The 14,053-nt window shown below is 67.0% G+C and carries 12 protein-coding genes; all 12 read right to left on the bottom strand.

The genetic code is table 11. From position 1 onward, the window contains the following. Positions 1-161: 161 nt before the first annotated feature. The 12 genes from ftsA to rsmH are packed head-to-tail and all read right to left on the bottom strand — an operon-like array spanning position 162 to position 14,053. Positions 162-1,397: a cell division protein FtsA gene (ftsA, locus tag ICJ04_RS02990; RefSeq protein WP_042613652.1), complete on the bottom strand. Its 1,236-nt coding sequence runs from the start codon at positions 1,395-1,397 to the stop codon at positions 162-164. Beyond that, positions 1,394-2,125: a cell division protein FtsQ/DivIB gene (locus ICJ04_RS02985; RefSeq protein ID WP_188326078.1), complete on the bottom strand. Its 732-nt coding sequence runs from the start codon at positions 2,123-2,125 to the stop codon at positions 1,394-1,396. The genes ftsA and ICJ04_RS02985 overlap by 4 nt, the downstream gene beginning before the upstream one ends. Further along, entirely contained in the window at positions 2,122-3,099 is a 978-nt protein-coding gene (locus ICJ04_RS02980; RefSeq protein ID WP_188326077.1) for a D-alanine--D-alanine ligase, read from the bottom strand. Before ICJ04_RS02980 ends, ICJ04_RS02985 begins: the two co-directional genes overlap by 4 nt. Continuing rightward, a complete protein-coding gene (gene murC, locus ICJ04_RS02975; protein WP_188326076.1) occupies positions 3,096-4,532 on the bottom strand; it encodes a UDP-N-acetylmuramate--L-alanine ligase in 1,437 nt (478 codons plus the stop codon). Before murC ends, ICJ04_RS02980 begins: the two co-directional genes overlap by 4 nt. A gap of 43 nt (positions 4,533-4,575) precedes the next feature. Beyond that, the gene (murG, locus tag ICJ04_RS02970; protein ID WP_188326075.1) at positions 4,576-5,667 is read right to left on the bottom strand and encodes an undecaprenyldiphospho-muramoylpentapeptide beta-N-acetylglucosaminyltransferase; all 1,092 of its coding nucleotides are present in this window, start codon (positions 5,665-5,667) and stop codon (positions 4,576-4,578) included. Beyond that, positions 5,664-7,025 carry a putative lipid II flippase FtsW gene (gene ftsW, locus ICJ04_RS02965; RefSeq protein ID WP_188326074.1) on the bottom strand — a complete coding sequence of 454 codons (1,362 nt, stop codon included), beginning with the start codon at positions 7,023-7,025 and terminating at the stop codon, positions 5,664-5,666. Before ftsW ends, murG begins: the two co-directional genes overlap by 4 nt. Then, positions 7,025-8,110 (bottom strand): phospho-N-acetylmuramoyl-pentapeptide-transferase, encoded by a 1,086-nt coding sequence (mraY, locus tag ICJ04_RS02960; RefSeq protein ID WP_188326073.1) that lies wholly within the window; start codon positions 8,108-8,110, stop codon positions 7,025-7,027. Before mraY ends, ftsW begins: the two co-directional genes overlap by 1 nt. Continuing rightward, positions 8,100-9,494: a UDP-N-acetylmuramoyl-tripeptide--D-alanyl-D-alanine ligase gene (murF, locus tag ICJ04_RS02955; protein WP_188326072.1), complete on the bottom strand. Its 1,395-nt coding sequence runs from the start codon at positions 9,492-9,494 to the stop codon at positions 8,100-8,102. The genes mraY and murF overlap by 11 nt, the downstream gene beginning before the upstream one ends. Further along, positions 9,491-10,978, bottom strand: a complete 1,488-nt coding sequence (locus ICJ04_RS02950) for a UDP-N-acetylmuramoyl-L-alanyl-D-glutamate--2,6-diaminopimelate ligase (RefSeq protein ID WP_188326071.1) — start codon at positions 10,976-10,978, stop codon at positions 9,491-9,493. Before ICJ04_RS02950 ends, murF begins: the two co-directional genes overlap by 4 nt. Continuing rightward, positions 10,975-12,828, bottom strand: coding sequence for a penicillin-binding protein 2 (locus tag ICJ04_RS02945; protein ID WP_188326070.1), 1,854 nt, complete (start codon positions 12,826-12,828; stop codon positions 10,975-10,977). The genes ICJ04_RS02950 and ICJ04_RS02945 overlap by 4 nt, the downstream gene beginning before the upstream one ends. Next, complete coding sequence (ftsL, locus tag ICJ04_RS02940) at positions 12,825-13,088, bottom strand: cell division protein FtsL (RefSeq protein ID WP_188326069.1); 264 nt, start codon at positions 13,086-13,088, stop codon at positions 12,825-12,827. Before ftsL ends, ICJ04_RS02945 begins: the two co-directional genes overlap by 4 nt. Beyond that, on the bottom strand, positions 13,085-14,053 hold the full coding sequence (gene rsmH / locus ICJ04_RS02935; RefSeq protein ID WP_188327179.1) for a 16S rRNA (cytosine(1402)-N(4))-methyltransferase RsmH: 969 nt from the start codon (positions 14,051-14,053) through the stop codon (positions 13,085-13,087). Before rsmH ends, ftsL begins: the two co-directional genes overlap by 4 nt.

Below are 14,053 nucleotides of genomic sequence, written 5' to 3'. Positions count from 1 at the left end.
GTTGTATCCGCTTCCTTTGGCATGTTGCGGGAGAGGCATCCTGCCTTCCGCTGCATGCCGCCGTTGCGGCTGTAGTGGTTTGTGTATCCGTGTGTTGCGTGTTGCGGTGTTGCGGTGTTGCGTTTTCATGTCGCCGAGCATGGCTCGGCGCTACCGCTCTTTCAGAATTCGCCGCGGAACCAGGTTTTCAGTTTCTTGAACATGCTGCCCGCACGGCCTGCCGGCAGCGACGGCCGACGCGGGTGTTCGATCTGGCTTCCCATCAGCAACAGGCCGACGCCGGTTGCATGCACGGGGTTGCCCACCACTTCGCCCAGGCCGGTGACATGCTGCGGGATGCCCACACGTACCGGCATCTGCAGCATCTCTTCGGCCAGTTCGACCACACCTTCCATCTTCGATGCACCGCCGGTCAGCACCATGCCGGCGCGGACCAGCTCTTCGAAACCGGAGCGACGCAGTTCGGCCTGCACCATCTCGAAGATTTCCTCGTAACGTCCCTGCACCGCCTGCGCCAGCGCGTGGCGCGGCATGCGACGTGGCGGCCGATCGCCGACGCTCGGCACCTGGATGCTTTCTTCGGCCGTCGCCAGCTGCGCCAGCGCGCAGGCGTAACGCACTTTGATCTGCTCCGCTTCCGGGGTCGGCGTGCGCAGCATGTGGGCAATGTCATTGGTGACATGGTCACCGGCGATCGGCAACGACGCGGTGTGGCAGATCGCGCCCTGCACGAACACGGCGATGTCGGTGGTGCCGGCGCCCATGTCGACCAGCACCACGCCGAGCTCGCGCTCGTCGGCGGTCAGCACGGCGACGCTGGAGGCCAGCGAGGACAGCACCAGATCGTCCACCTGCAGGCCGCAGCGCTGCACGCACTTGCTGATGTTGGCGGCAGCCGACTGCGCGCACACCACCAGGTGGGCATGCACTTCCAGGCGTACGCCGGTCATGCCGACGGGGTTGCGGATGCCTTCCTGCGAATCGTCCAGCACATACTCGCGCGGGATCGCATGCAGGATCTTCTGGTCAGCCGGAATCGCCACGGCCTTGGCTGCGTCGAGCACGCGGTCCAGGTCGCCCCACGTCACTTCGCCGTCGCGGATCGGGACGATCCCGGGCGAGTTCTTGCACTGCACGTGGTTGCCGGAGATCGACGCGTACACCGAGCGGATCTCGCAACCAGCCATCAGCTCGGCCTCTTCCACCGCACGCTGAATCGACTGCACCGTGGACTCGATGTCCACCACCACGCCGCGCTTGAGCCCGCGCGATTCGTGCGAACCGATGCCGATCACCTCGATGGGGTTGCCCGGCGAGTACTCACCCACCAGCGCCACCACCTTGGAGGTGCCGATGTCGAGCCCGACGATCAACGATTTATCACCCTTGCGATTCATGTCCTGTCCTGCGTTTTTTTCGGCTCTGGCGCCGGTGCTTCACCCCAACTGAGGGTGAAGCCATTGGTGTATCGGAGGTCGGCGCGCTCGATCGGCGCGGCCTGGCTGGCGAGCTGGGGCAGCACGCGTACGTAGCGCTGCAGGCGTGAGCGCGCATCGTCGCGGCCCACCACGACTTCGGTGCCGTTGCTGAGCAGCAGCGACCAGCTGCCGCGTGCATCCATCGTCAGGCGGCTGACGTCCAGCCCGGATGGCGCGAACAACGCCCGCGCATCGTTGTACAGCGACACCACTTCTTCGGTCTGGCTGTCCGGACCGTCCAGCTGCGGCAGCTGCAGGTCGGCCAGTTTTTTCGGCGTGGGGAACAGCTTGCCCTGCTCGGAAAGCAGGCGATCGCCGCCCCATCGCGCGAACGGCTTGTGCTCGACCAGGGTGACTTCCAGCACATCCGGCCACTGCTTGCGCACGCGTGCGCTTTCCACCCACGGCAGGCGCTCGATGCTGTCCTGTGCATCCTGCAGCTTCACCGCGAAGAAGCCGGCGTGCGCGTAAGGCAACAGCACCTTCTGCAACTGCTCCGCCGGCACGCGCTTGAACTCACCGTGCACGCGCAGCTTCGCCAACGGCCAGCGCTCGGCGCCGACCCAGCCGTTGAGCACGGCCACGACGGGCAGGGCCACCACCGACAGGGCCAACAGCCAGACGAAGATGCGCAGCACCGCGTTCATGCGTGACCGTTCTCCTGCACTGTAGTGGCGAGGGTCTGTTCGAGCACACGCCAGACCAGGTCTTCAAAGCCGATCCCGGCCTGGCCTGCGGCTTTGGGCACCAGCGAATGGCTGGTCATGCCCGGCGCGGTGTTCACTTCCAGCAGGTACAGGCGGCCGCTGGTGCGGTCGCGCATCACATCCACCCGGCCCCATCCACGGCAGCCTGCAGCGCGGAACGCAGCCAGGGCGAGGCGACGGATCTCCTCTTCGTCGGCATCGCGCAGGCCTGGGCACAGATATTCGGTGTCATCGGCCTTGTACTTGGCGTCGTAGTCGTACCACTGGCCCTTGGGCACGATACGGATCGACGGCAGCGCAACATCGCCGAGGATGCCGACGGTCAGCTCGTCGCCGACCACCATCTGCTCCATCAGCAGCTGGCCGTCGTAGCGCGTGGCAAGGGCCACCGCCTCGTCCAGGCCGGCATCGTCGAAGACCCGGCTGATGCCTACGCTGGACCCTTCATTGGCCGGCTTCACCACCACCGGCAAGCCGAGCTCGGCGGCCTGCGCGTGCACGTTTTCCGCGGTGACCTTGCGGTACTGCGGCGTGGGCAGGCCGACCGACAGCCACACCTGCTTGGTCCGGATCTTGTCCATGCTCAGCGCCGAGCCCAACACGTCCGAGCCGGTGTACGGCACGCCGAACGCTTCCATCAGGCCCTGCACGATGCCGTCCTCACCGCCGCCATTGTGGCCGTGGAGGATGTTGAACACGCGGTCCACTTCGCCCGCGGCCAGCGCGTTGGCCAGTGCCGGGATGCCATCGATGGCGAATGCGTTGATGCCGCGCGCCTGCAGCGCTTCGAGCACGTTGCGACCGGAATCCAGCGACACCTCGCGTTCGCTGGACGTGCCACCCAGCAACACACCGACACGACCGAACACGGCCGGGTCGGTCGTGCGGGGTGCGGGGAAGTTGAAAGCGGTCATGCCTGGGCCTCCACGCTGAAGCCTTCGGTTGCGATCTGCTGGGCCACGGCGCCGATGTCGCCGGCCCCCATCATCAACAGAAGATCGCCGTCCTGCAGCACGTCAGGCAGCACGTGCGCGAGTTCGGCCGCCTTGCCGACCACCACCGGCTCACTGCGCCCGCGCGCACGGATGGCGCGTGCCAGCGCTTCCGAATCCGCGCCGGCGATCGGCTCTTCGCCGGCCGGGTAGACCTCGCTCAGCACCAGCGCGTCCACGCTGGACAGCACGGCGGCAAACTTGTCGAACTGGTCGCGGGTCCGGCTGTAGCGGTGCGGCTGGAACGCGACGACCAGGCGCTTGTCGGACCACCCACCGCGTGCAGCAGCGAATACCGCCTCCAGCTCGCTGGGATGGTGGCCGTAATCATCGATCACCTGCACCCGCGCACCGCTGGCGGTGGTGACCTCGCCGAGGTCATTGAAGCGACGGCCGACGCCGGCGAAGCTTTCCAGGGCACGTGCGATCGCATCCGGCGCAACACCCAGCTGCCAACCCACGGCCGCAGCGGCCAGCGCGTTGAGGACGTTGTGCTTGCCCGGCAGTGCCAAGACCACTTCCTGGCTGGTGCCCTGCGGCAGGCGCAGGGTGAAGCGCATACGCGCTCCTTCCTGCACCACGTTTTCGGCGCGCACGTCGGCGTTGTCGCTCAGGCCGTAGCTCATCACATGGCGCGGGGTCTTCGCCGCCAGCGCAGCGACTTCGGGATCGTCGATGCACAGCACGGCCAAGCCATAGAAAGGCAGGCGCTGCAGGAATTCGGCGAAGGCCGCCTGCACGCGGGCGAAGTCGTTGCCGTAATTTTCCAGATGATCGGCATCAATATTGGTGATGATCGACATCAACGGATTCAGGCGCAGGAAGCTGCCATCGCTTTCATCGGCCTCGGCGACCAGCCACTGACCGCCGCCCAGCTTGGCGTTGGCACCGGCAGCCAGCAGTTGGCCCCCGATCACGAAGGTCGGATCCAGTCCGCCCTCGCTCAGTACCGCCGCCGTCAGGCTGGTGGTGGTCGTCTTGCCGTGCGTGCCGGCCACCGCGATGCCGCGGCGGAAACGCATCAGCTCGGCGAGCATCGCGGCGCGCGGCATGATCGGTATGCGCTGGCTGCGCGCTTCCATCAGTTCCGGATTGTCTTCACGGATCGCGCTGGAGACGACCACGCAATCGGTGCCGAGCACGTTGGCGGCGGAATGTCCCCGCATGATGCGTGCGCCCAGGCTGCCGAGGCGACGCGTCGCGGTGTTGTCCGCGTTGTCCGAGCCGGACACTTCATAGCCCAGCGTCAACATCACTTCCGCGATACCGCTCATGCCGGTGCCACCGATGCCAACGAAATGCACGCGCGGGAAGGCGCGCACCAGGTCGTTGGTGTCGTGCAGGCGGCGGATCATGCGCAGCTCCGCGTCGTGTCGGCGCGCTGGCGCGGCACAGTGTTCATACAGCTTCCTCGAGGATGATATCGGCGATGCGCTCTGCGGCATCGACCTTGGCCAGCGCACGTGCGGCTTTCGCCATCTGCATGCGGCGAGCGGGATTTTCGGATAGTTCACGCAACAGCGACGTGATGCCGGTGACCAGCGCATCGCCCTGCTTCAGCAGCACGGCGGCATCGCGCTCGACCAGGTATTCCGCATTACGCGTCTGGTGATCATCGACCGCGGCCGGGAACGGCACCAGCACACTGCCGACACCCACGGCACACAGTTCGGCGAGAGTGGACGCGCCGGACCGGCACACCACGATGTCAGCCCACGCGAAGGCATCGGCCATGTCGGCGATGAACGGCGTGATCTCGGCGGTGACACCGGCCTTGGCATAAGCCTCCACAGCCTCGGCGTGCATTTTCTCGCCGCTCTGGTGGCGCACCTGCACCGGATGGGAAGCACCCAATGCGGCGATCGCCTGCGGCACGCCCATGTTCAAGGCGCGCGCGCCCTGGCTTCCGCCCACCACCAGCACACGCAATGGACCACTGCGACCGGCGAAGCGCTGCTCGGGCGGTGCAATCGCAGCGATCTCGGCGCGTACCGGGTTGCCGACGGCTTCTTCGCGTGCGGCGAAGCTGCCGGGAAAACCGGTCAGCACGCGCTGCGCAAAGCGGGAGAGGAAGCGGTTGGTCATGCCGGGTGCGCGGTTCTGCTCATGCACCAGCAGGGGCAGCCCATGCAGACGCGCAGCCAGCCCGCCCGGTCCGGAGGCGTAACCGCCGAACGCGATCACCGCACGCGGATGACGGTCGCGCAGGATGAAGCCTGCCTGGCGGATCGCACGCAGCAGACGCCACGGCGCGCCGAGCAGGGCCAGCTTGCCCTTGCCGCGCAGCCCGGCGATATCCAGCGTATCGATCGGCACGTCATGCTGTGGCACCAGGCGGGTTTCCATCTGTCCGACGGCGCCCAGCCACGTGACCGGGATCCCGCGCGCGCGCAGCACCCTGGCGACTGCCAGACCGGGGAAGATGTGCCCGCCGGTACCACCGGCAAGAATCATCACGGGGCGCGTGGCCGCGTCACGCATGGCGCTCATGACAGCCTCCCGAAGGTCGGCTCGACGCGCGTCTGCAGGCGGCTGGTGCCACGCGTGGTGCTGCCCGGCGCCGAGGTGGTTGGCGTCGCGCTCGTACTGGCAGTGGCCGGTGCGCCCGCATTGGCGACGCGGGACGGCTTTGGCGTCGCGGCCGGCCCGGCTGGCGGAGCGGTCACGATCTCGTCGGCCACCTCATCGCCCCCGCCCATGCGAACGGCATGGCGGCGCTCGGCGCGATCCAGCTCGTACGACACGCGCAGCAGCAATCCCATCGCCACGCAGGTCATCAGCACGCTGGAACCGCCCGACGAGATCAACGGCAGAGTCAGCCCCTTGGTCGGCAGGATGCCCAGGTTGACCCCGATCGAGACGAAGCTCTGCATGCTGATCCACAGCCCGATGCCGAAGGCCACGTAGCCGGAGAAGTGGCGCTTCATCTCCACGCAGCGCATGCCCAGCCACAGCGTGCGACCCACCAGCAGCGCGTACAGCGCGATCACCAGGCAGGTGCCGAGGAAACCCAGCTCTTCGGCCGTGACCGAGAAGATGAAGTCGGTATGTGCCTCGGGCAGGTAATAGAGCTTCTGCACCGAGTTGCCCAGGCCCACGCCGGTCCACTCGCCGCGGCCGACGGCCATCAGCGCGTTGGACAGCTGGTAGCCGTCGCCCTGCTGGTCGGCCCACGGGTCCAGGAAGGAGGTGATGCGGCGCATGCGGTACGGTTCGATGATCGCCAGCGCGCTCATGCCGACCATGCCGATGATCACCGGCATCGACATGCGCGGCATGTTGACCCCGCCCAACACCAGCATGCCGGCGGTGATCGCCAGCAGCAGCGTCGACGAGCCGAAGTCGGGCTGCAGCAGCATCAGCACCACCAGCGCCCCGGCCACGCCCAGCGGCTTCAGCATGGCCGGCCACGTCGCGTTGACCTCGTCCCGGAAGCGCACCAGGTAGCTGGACAGCCACACGATGTAGAGCACCTTGACCGCTTCGACCGTCTGGAATTTGGACACGCCGAGATTGATCCAGCGCCGCGCCCCGTTGACGCTGCTGCCGAGGCCCGGCACGAATACCACCACCAGCAGGGCGAAGCAGCCCAGCAGCAGCAGCTGGTTGTACTGCTCGATGGTCTTCAGTTCGGTACGCATGGCCAGCCCGGCCAGCACGATGCCCACCGCCAGGAAGATCAGATGGCGATTGAGGTAATAGAACGGGCTGCTCATCAGCGCGATCGAGCTCGACGCGACCATCACCACGCCCAGCCCGGTCAGCGCGATGATCGCGCCGAGCAGCCACTTGTCGAAGTGGCCTCCGATGGCTTCAAGGCGTGTTGCCTGGCGCGAGAGATCATTCATCAGCGCACCTTCAACGTGGCCAGGCCAACCAGTACCAGCACCACCGAAATGATCCAGAAGCGCACGATCACGCGCGGCTCCGGCCAGCCTTTCAGCTCGAAGTGGTGATGGATCGGCGCCATGCGGAACACGCGCTTGCCGGTCAGCTTGAACGAGGCGACCTGGATCATCACCGACAAGGTCTCAACCACGAAGACGCCGCCCATGATCACCAGCACCAGCTCCTGGCGTACGATCACCGCGATGGTCCCCAGCACGGCGCCCAGCGCCAGCGCACCGATGTCGCCCATGAAGACCATGGCCGGGTAGGTGTTGAACCACAGGAAGCCCAGACCAGCGCCGGCGATGGCGGCGCAGATGATGACCAGCTCACCCGCTCCGGGGATCTGCGGAATCTGCAGGTAGTTGGAGAACACCACGTTGCCGGACGCGTAGGCGAACACGCCAAGCGCGCAGGCGACCAGCACGGTCGGCATGATCGCCAGGCCGTCCAGGCCGTCGGTCAGGTTGACCGCATTCGAAAAGCCCACGATCCAGAAATACGCGATGGCCACGAAGCTGATGCCTGCCAGCGGCAGCGCCACCGACTTGAACATCGGAATGTAGAACGTCAACGCGGAGGGCACGTCGGCGGTGAAGTAAAGGAACAGGCCAGCGGCCAGGCCGAAGATCGACTGCAGCAGGTACTTCCAGCGCGACTTCAGGCCATTCGGGTCTCGGCGGACGATCTTGATCCAGTCGTCGTACCAGCCGATCGCACCGAAGCAGATCATCACCGCCAGCACCAGCCAAACGTAGCGGTTGCTCAGGTCGGCCCAGGCCAGCACCGCGAGGGTGACCGTCAGCAGGATCAACGAACCGCCCATGGTCGGCGTGCCGGCCTTGGCGAAATGGGTCTGCGGGCCATCCTTGCGGATCGGCTGCCCGCCCTTGAACTGGGCGAGCCTGCGGATCACGGCCGGGCCCATCCACAGCGACAGGAACAGCGCCGTCAGTGCCGCCAGGATGGCGCGGAACGTCTGGTAGTTGAAGAGCGCAAACGAGCTCTCGAACTGCTGCAGCCAGCGGGCCAGTTCATACAACATGAGGCGATTCCTCTCCTTGCGCGAGCAGCGCTTTCACAATCTTGTCCATGGCGCTGCCACGGGAGCCCTTGACCAGGCAGCGCACGCCCGCATGCAGTTCCTGCTGCAGGGCCTGCGCAAGCGCGTCATGGGTTTCAAAAGAACGACCGCCTTCACCGAAGGCAGCAGAAGCCGAGGCGCTGAGCGGCCCCAGCGTGTACAGCCGCTTGAGCCCGGCCTGACGTGCACGCAGACCTGCCTGCGCGTGCAGCGCGGCTGCATCGGGACCGAGTTCGCGCATGTCACCCAGTACCAGCCAGCCGTCGTCACCGCTGCCGGCCAGCGCCTCGATGGCGGCCACCAGCGAACCCGGATTGGCGTTGTAGCTGTCGTCCACCAGAACGGCCCCGCTGTGCAACCGATGGGCGATCTGGCGTCCCGGCACCGGTTCGGTGACGGCCAGCGCCGCCACGACATGCGCCAACGGGATGCCGGCGGCCAGTGCGAGTGCGGTGGCCGCAAGCGCGTTGCCGATGTTGTGGCGACCCGGCAACGGCAGCGACACCGCAGCCTGTCCTACCGGCGTGTGCAGCTCGAAATGACTGCCCGCCGCATCGAAGCGGATCGCCGAGGCGAACACGTCGGCACTGTGCTCCAGGCCGAAACGCAACACTGCGCAGCGCAACGGGGTGCCGATGAAATGCTGCTCGAACCAAGGCGCAAAGGCGTCATCGGCATTGATCACCGCCACGCCGTCCGCCGGCAGGGCCGCGTAGATCGCGCCCTTGGTGTTGGCCACACCCTGCAGGCTGCCCATCCGCTCCAGATGGGCGGCCGCGATGTTGTTCACCAGCGACCAGCGCGGACGGACGATGTCGGTCAGGTACGCGATGTCACCCGGCTTGCCGGCACCCATCTCGTACACGGCGAAATCCGCGTCTTCCGGCGCGTCGATCACGGCCAATGGCAGGCCGATCTCATTGTTGCGGTTGCCCGGATTGGCATAGACCAACTTGCCGGCGATCTGCGCGTGCTGCTGCAGGATGCCCAGCAGCAGCGCCTTGACGCTGGTCTTGCCGTTGCTGCCGGTGATGGCGAACACACCGGTGGCGCGGTCGCGCTGCATGCCGGCGGCGATGCGCGCCAGAGCCAGCTCGCTGTCGGCCACCAGCACCTGCGGCAGGGGCAAGGGCAGCAGGCGTTCGACCAGCAGTGCACTGGCGCCGCGCGCAAGCGCATCGGCACCGAAATCATGTCCATCGAAGCGCTCGCCACGCAGCGCCACGTACAGGCTGCCGGCCGCCATCTGACGGGTATCGTTGCTGATCGCGTCGATGGCCGCATCGTCACCGTGGATCTCTCCACCGGCCCAATGGGCGATCAACGACAGCAGGGTGCGCCTCATGGCGACACCTCCTGCACCGCGCCGACCAGCGCGGCAGCGGCGACGTCGGTGTCATCGAAGGCATGGCGTACTCCGGCGACTTCCTGGTAGGGCTCGTGGCCCTTGCCGGCGATCAGCACGATGTCACCCGGTCCCGCCCCGCCGATCGCCAAGGCGATGGCACGCGCGCGGTCACGCTGGACCACCACCTTGCCGGCACTGTCGAAGCCGGCAAGGATATCGGCCACGATGCGGTCACCGTCTTCGCTGCGCGGATTGTCGTCGGTGACGATCACCTGGTCAGCCAGCCGTTCGGCAATGGCCGCCATCTGGGGCCGCTTGCCGGTATCCCGTTCGCCGCCACAGCCGAACACGCAGACCAAGCGGCCGTCGACATGCCCACGCAGGCTGTCCAGTGCCTGTTCCAGGGCATCCGGCGTATGCGCGTAATCGATCACGACCGTCGGCTGCCCCGCTTCGCCGCCGAGGCGGTTCATCCGCCCGCGGATCGGTTGCAGCTGCGCCAGCACCTCGACGATGACATCCAGCGGCTGCCCCAGCGCATGCAGCACACCGGCCACCGTCAGCAGATTGTCTACATTGAAGCGGCCAAGCAGCGGCGAGCGCACACCGCGCGACTGCCCGTCGAGTGTCAGCGTGAACGCCACACCCAGGCCGTCCAGCACGATCCCGCTCGCCCGCACGCTGGCCTGCGGCGCACCGCGCGAGCTGACGCCCACCGCCTTCTGGCTGGCCGGCACGCGCACATGCAACGTGGCACCGAATGCGTCATCGAGATTGACGACCGACGCACGCAGGCCGGCGCGATGGAACAGCCGCTCTTTGGCTGCACCGTAGGTCTCCATGTCGCCGTGGTAGTCGAGATGGTCACGGGTGAGGTTGGTGAACACGGCCACGTCGTAATGCACGGCGTCCACACGGCCCTGGTCCAGCGCATGCGAGCTGACTTCCATCGCGATGGCCTGCGCACCGGCGTCGCGCAGGTCGGCCAGCAGCGCATGCATCTGCAGCACCAGCGGCGTGGTGAACCCCGTCGGCTGCACGTCGCCGAACAGGCCGGCGCCCAAGGTACCGATGCTGCCGCTGCGGGTGCCCAGCAGTTGCCAGGCCTGGGCCAGCAGTTGCACGGTGGACGTCTTGCCGTTGGTACCGGTGACACCCACCATGGTCATCGCGCGCGACGGCGCGCCGTGGAACTGGTCGGCCATCGCGCCCATGCGCGCGCGCAGGCCCGGCACGGCAATGGCATCCGACGGTGCAGGCAGCTCCGCAGGGGCCGGCGCTTCAAACAGGATGGCGACTGCACCATTGGCACGCGCCTGCTCGACGAAGCCCAGGCCATGTGCGCCGAACCCGGCGATCGCCACGAAGGCATCACCCGGTTGCACGGCGCGGCTGTCCATCACCAGGCCGCGGATATCCACATCCCGACCGGCCAGGGCCACGTCAGGCAGCAGACGGGAAAGCGCCATCGTGCGGCTCATCGTGTGCCCCCGGTCGGTGCGGACACCGGCGTCGCAGGTGCCTGCGCGGTCGGCAGGGCGGCATCGAATTCGGCGGCGGCATCGGGAGGCAGCACGGCGTCGGCCGGGGGCGTCGGCAACACCGAGGCGGAATGCCCGGTCTTGCCGGACTGCTGCGCGGCCAGCCACGACTGGATATCGTCCGGCGGCACGTCCATCAGGCGCAGCGCACCGTCCATCACATTGTGGAAGACCGGTGCCGCCACCAGGCCGCCGTAGTACTTGCCGGCCTGCGGATCATTGATCACGATCACCGTGGCAAAGCGCGGGTTGCTGGCCGGCACCACGCCGGCGAACAGCGCGTTGTAATGCCCGCGCTCGTAACCGCCCGGGCCTGCCTTGCGCGCCGTACCGGTCTTGCCGGCCACGTGATACCCCAGCACGGCCGCCTGCTTGGCGCCGCCCTGGGTCACCACGGTTTCCATCATCGCCACCACTTCCTTGGCGATCTGCGGGTCCAGGATCTGACGCGCTTCGTTGTGCTGGCCTTTGACGAAGGTCGGCGGAATCAATTTGCCGCCGTTGCCCAGCGCCGAGTATGCCGTGGCGATCTGCAGGGGTGTGACCGACAGTCCGTAGCCATACGACATGGTGGTCTTGGAGGGACCACTCCAGCGCGCGGGGCGCGGCAGCACGCCGGCGGATTCGCCGGGGAAACCGCTGCCCGGACGCGAGCCATAGCCGAAACTGTGGATCGAATCGTAGAACACCTGATCGGGCAGTTTGGCCGCGATCTTGGCTGCGCCCACGTTCGAGCTGCGGGTGATCACGCCGGTCACGTTGAGTACGCCGTTGTTCCGCGGCACGTCGCGGATGGTGTAGCGCCCCAGCGACATGTAACCGGGGTTGGTGTCGATGATGGTGTCCTTGGTCACCACGCCGGCCTGCAGTGCAGACGCGATGGTGATCGGCTTCATCGTCGAACCGGGCTCGACCAGGTCGGTCACCGCACGGTTGCGGCGGGTGTCCGGGATCGCGCCCTGAAGCGAGTTCGGGTTGTAGGTCGGCAGGTTGACCATCGCCAGCACTTCACCGGTGGCTACGTCCATGATCACCATCGAACCGCCGGCGGCCTTGTTGGCGACCAGCGCGTTGCGCAGCTCTTTGTACGCCAGGTACTGGATGCGCCGATCGATGCTCAGGGTCAGGTCTTTGCCCGGCGTGGCGGCACGCAGCAGGTCACTTTCCACCGTCTCGCCCTTGCGGTTGCGGATGATCCGCTTGGCACCGGGCTCACCGCGCAGCCACTCGTCGAAGGCAAGCTCCAGCCCTTCCTGGCCGCGATCATCGATGTTGGTGAAACCCAGCACGTGGGCCATCGCCTCACCCTGCGGGTAGAAGCGGCGGAACTCGCGCTGTGCAGCCACGCCTGGAATCTTCAGGGCGACCACTTTCTCTGCGTCGTCCGGGTTGATCCGGCGACGCAGGTACATGAATTCCTTGTCCGATTTCTGGCTCAGCCGGCTGCTCAGGTCGTCCACCGCCAGCCCCAGCGCGCTGGCCAGCTCAGGAATGCGGTCCGGCGAGCGCAACAGCTCCTGCGGGTTCACCCAGATCGAGGCCACCGGGGTGGACACCGCCACCGGCTCGCCATTGCGGTCGGTGATCATGCCGCGCGAGGTCTTGATCGGCAGTTCGCGCAGGTAGCGTGCTTCGCCCTGGCGTTGATAGAAGTCGCTGTTGATCAGCTGCACATACGCGGCACGGCCCACCAGCGATACCGAACACAGGCCAAGCGCCAGCGCGACCCAGCGCAGCCGTTGGCGCAGGTTGAAGGCGTTGCGGGGGCGGTTGCGGCCGGTCCGGCTCATGGGCGGATCACCACCACGTCGGCGGCTTCGGGAAACTTCATGCCCAGTTTCTCGCGGGCCACCTGGTCCACGCGATTGGCTTCTGCCAACGTGGCCTGCTCCAGCTGCAGCCGGCCGAATTCAATGTTCAGCTCATCGCGCACGCGCTCGGCGCGCGCCAGTTCGATGAAGGTCTGGCGGTGGCGGTGGCGCACGAAGACCACCCCGATCGCCGAGGCGATCGTGCAGGCCAGCAGCACGATCAGGATGAGCCGGCTCACCCGGCCACCTCACGCTTCTGGGCCACGCGCAATACCGCGCTGCGGGCGCGCGGATTGACGGCCAGCTCGTCGTCATTGGCCTTGATCGCACCGCCGATCAGGTCCAGCGTTGGCACGAAGGCCTGCTGCTCCGGCAGACGGCGATTACTCGGAGGCGCCTTGGCCAGCCGGTTGAAGTACTGCTTGACGATGCGGTCTTCCAGCGAGTGGAAGCTGATGACGGCCAATCGGCCACCCGGCTTCAGCCGTTCCACGGCGGCGACCAGGCCGGCTTCGAGGTCGGCCAGTTCACGATTGATGTGGATGCGGATCGCCTGGAAGCTGCGGGTGGCCGGGTGAATCTTGTCCTTGCCACGCGGCATTGCCGACGCGATCAGGTCAGCCAGTTCCGCCGTGCGGGTGAACGCCTGCTTCTGCCGCTGCGCCACGATGGCCCGCGCGATGCGGCGGCTCATGCGCTCCTCACCGTAGGTCCACAGCACGTCGGCGATCTCGGTGTCGTTGGCGCGTGCCAGCCACTGCGCCGCACTCTCGCCGCTGTCCGGGTCCATGCGCATGTCCAGCGGGCCGTCCTTGCCGAAGCTGAAGCCACGCTCGGCCACGTCCAGCTGCGGCGAGGAAACACCGAGGTCGAACAGCACGCCATCCAGGCCGTCGGCCGTCTGCTCCCACTGCAGCAACTGGGCAAAGCTGCCACGGAAGATCGACACGCGCGGGTCGGGCGCGAAGTCGCGCTCGGCGGCCGCGATGGCTTCCGGATCCTTGTCCATCAACAGCAGGCGGCCTGCGCCACCAAGCTGGGCCAGTACGCCACGCGCATGCCCGCCACGGCCGAACGTGCCGTCGAGGTACACACCGTTTTCGATCACCCTCAGGCCTTCAAGGACCTGGGTGTACAGGACCGGCAGATGACCCGCCGGCGACTGCGACACCGGGAGGTGACCGGCCTGCGCTGTTCCGCGCAC

The organism is Stenotrophomonas sp. 169 (genome assembly GCF_014621775.1).
In the GTDB taxonomy this organism is placed as follows: domain Bacteria; phylum Pseudomonadota; class Gammaproteobacteria; order Xanthomonadales; family Xanthomonadaceae; genus Stenotrophomonas.
This window is presented reverse-complemented; position numbering and strand designations above follow the sequence as displayed.

Coding starts and splice junctions, on each gene's coding strand:
- ftsA (WP_042613652.1), bottom strand. CDS start 1,397: ATGAATCGCAAGGGTGATAAATCGTTGATCGTCGGGCTCGACATCGGC.
- ICJ04_RS02985 (WP_188326078.1), bottom strand. CDS start 2,125: ATGAACGCGGTGCTGCGCATCTTCGTCTGGCTGTTGGCCCTGTCGGTG.
- ICJ04_RS02980 (WP_188326077.1), bottom strand. CDS start 3,099: ATGACCGCTTTCAACTTCCCCGCACCCCGCACGACCGACCCGGCCGTG.
- murC (WP_188326076.1), bottom strand. CDS start 4,532: ATGATCCGCCGCCTGCACGACACCAACGACCTGGTGCGCGCCTTCCCG.
- murG (WP_188326075.1), bottom strand. CDS start 5,667: ATGAGCGCCATGCGTGACGCGGCCACGCGCCCCGTGATGATTCTTGCC.
- ftsW (WP_188326074.1), bottom strand. CDS start 7,025: ATGAATGATCTCTCGCGCCAGGCAACACGCCTTGAAGCCATCGGAGGC.
- mraY (WP_188326073.1), bottom strand. CDS start 8,110: ATGTTGTATGAACTGGCCCGCTGGCTGCAGCAGTTCGAGAGCTCGTTT.
- murF (WP_188326072.1), bottom strand. CDS start 9,494: ATGAGGCGCACCCTGCTGTCGTTGATCGCCCATTGGGCCGGTGGAGAG.
- ICJ04_RS02950 (WP_188326071.1), bottom strand. CDS start 10,978: ATGAGCCGCACGATGGCGCTTTCCCGTCTGCTGCCTGACGTGGCCCTG.
- ICJ04_RS02945 (WP_188326070.1), bottom strand. CDS start 12,828: ATGAGCCGGACCGGCCGCAACCGCCCCCGCAACGCCTTCAACCTGCGC.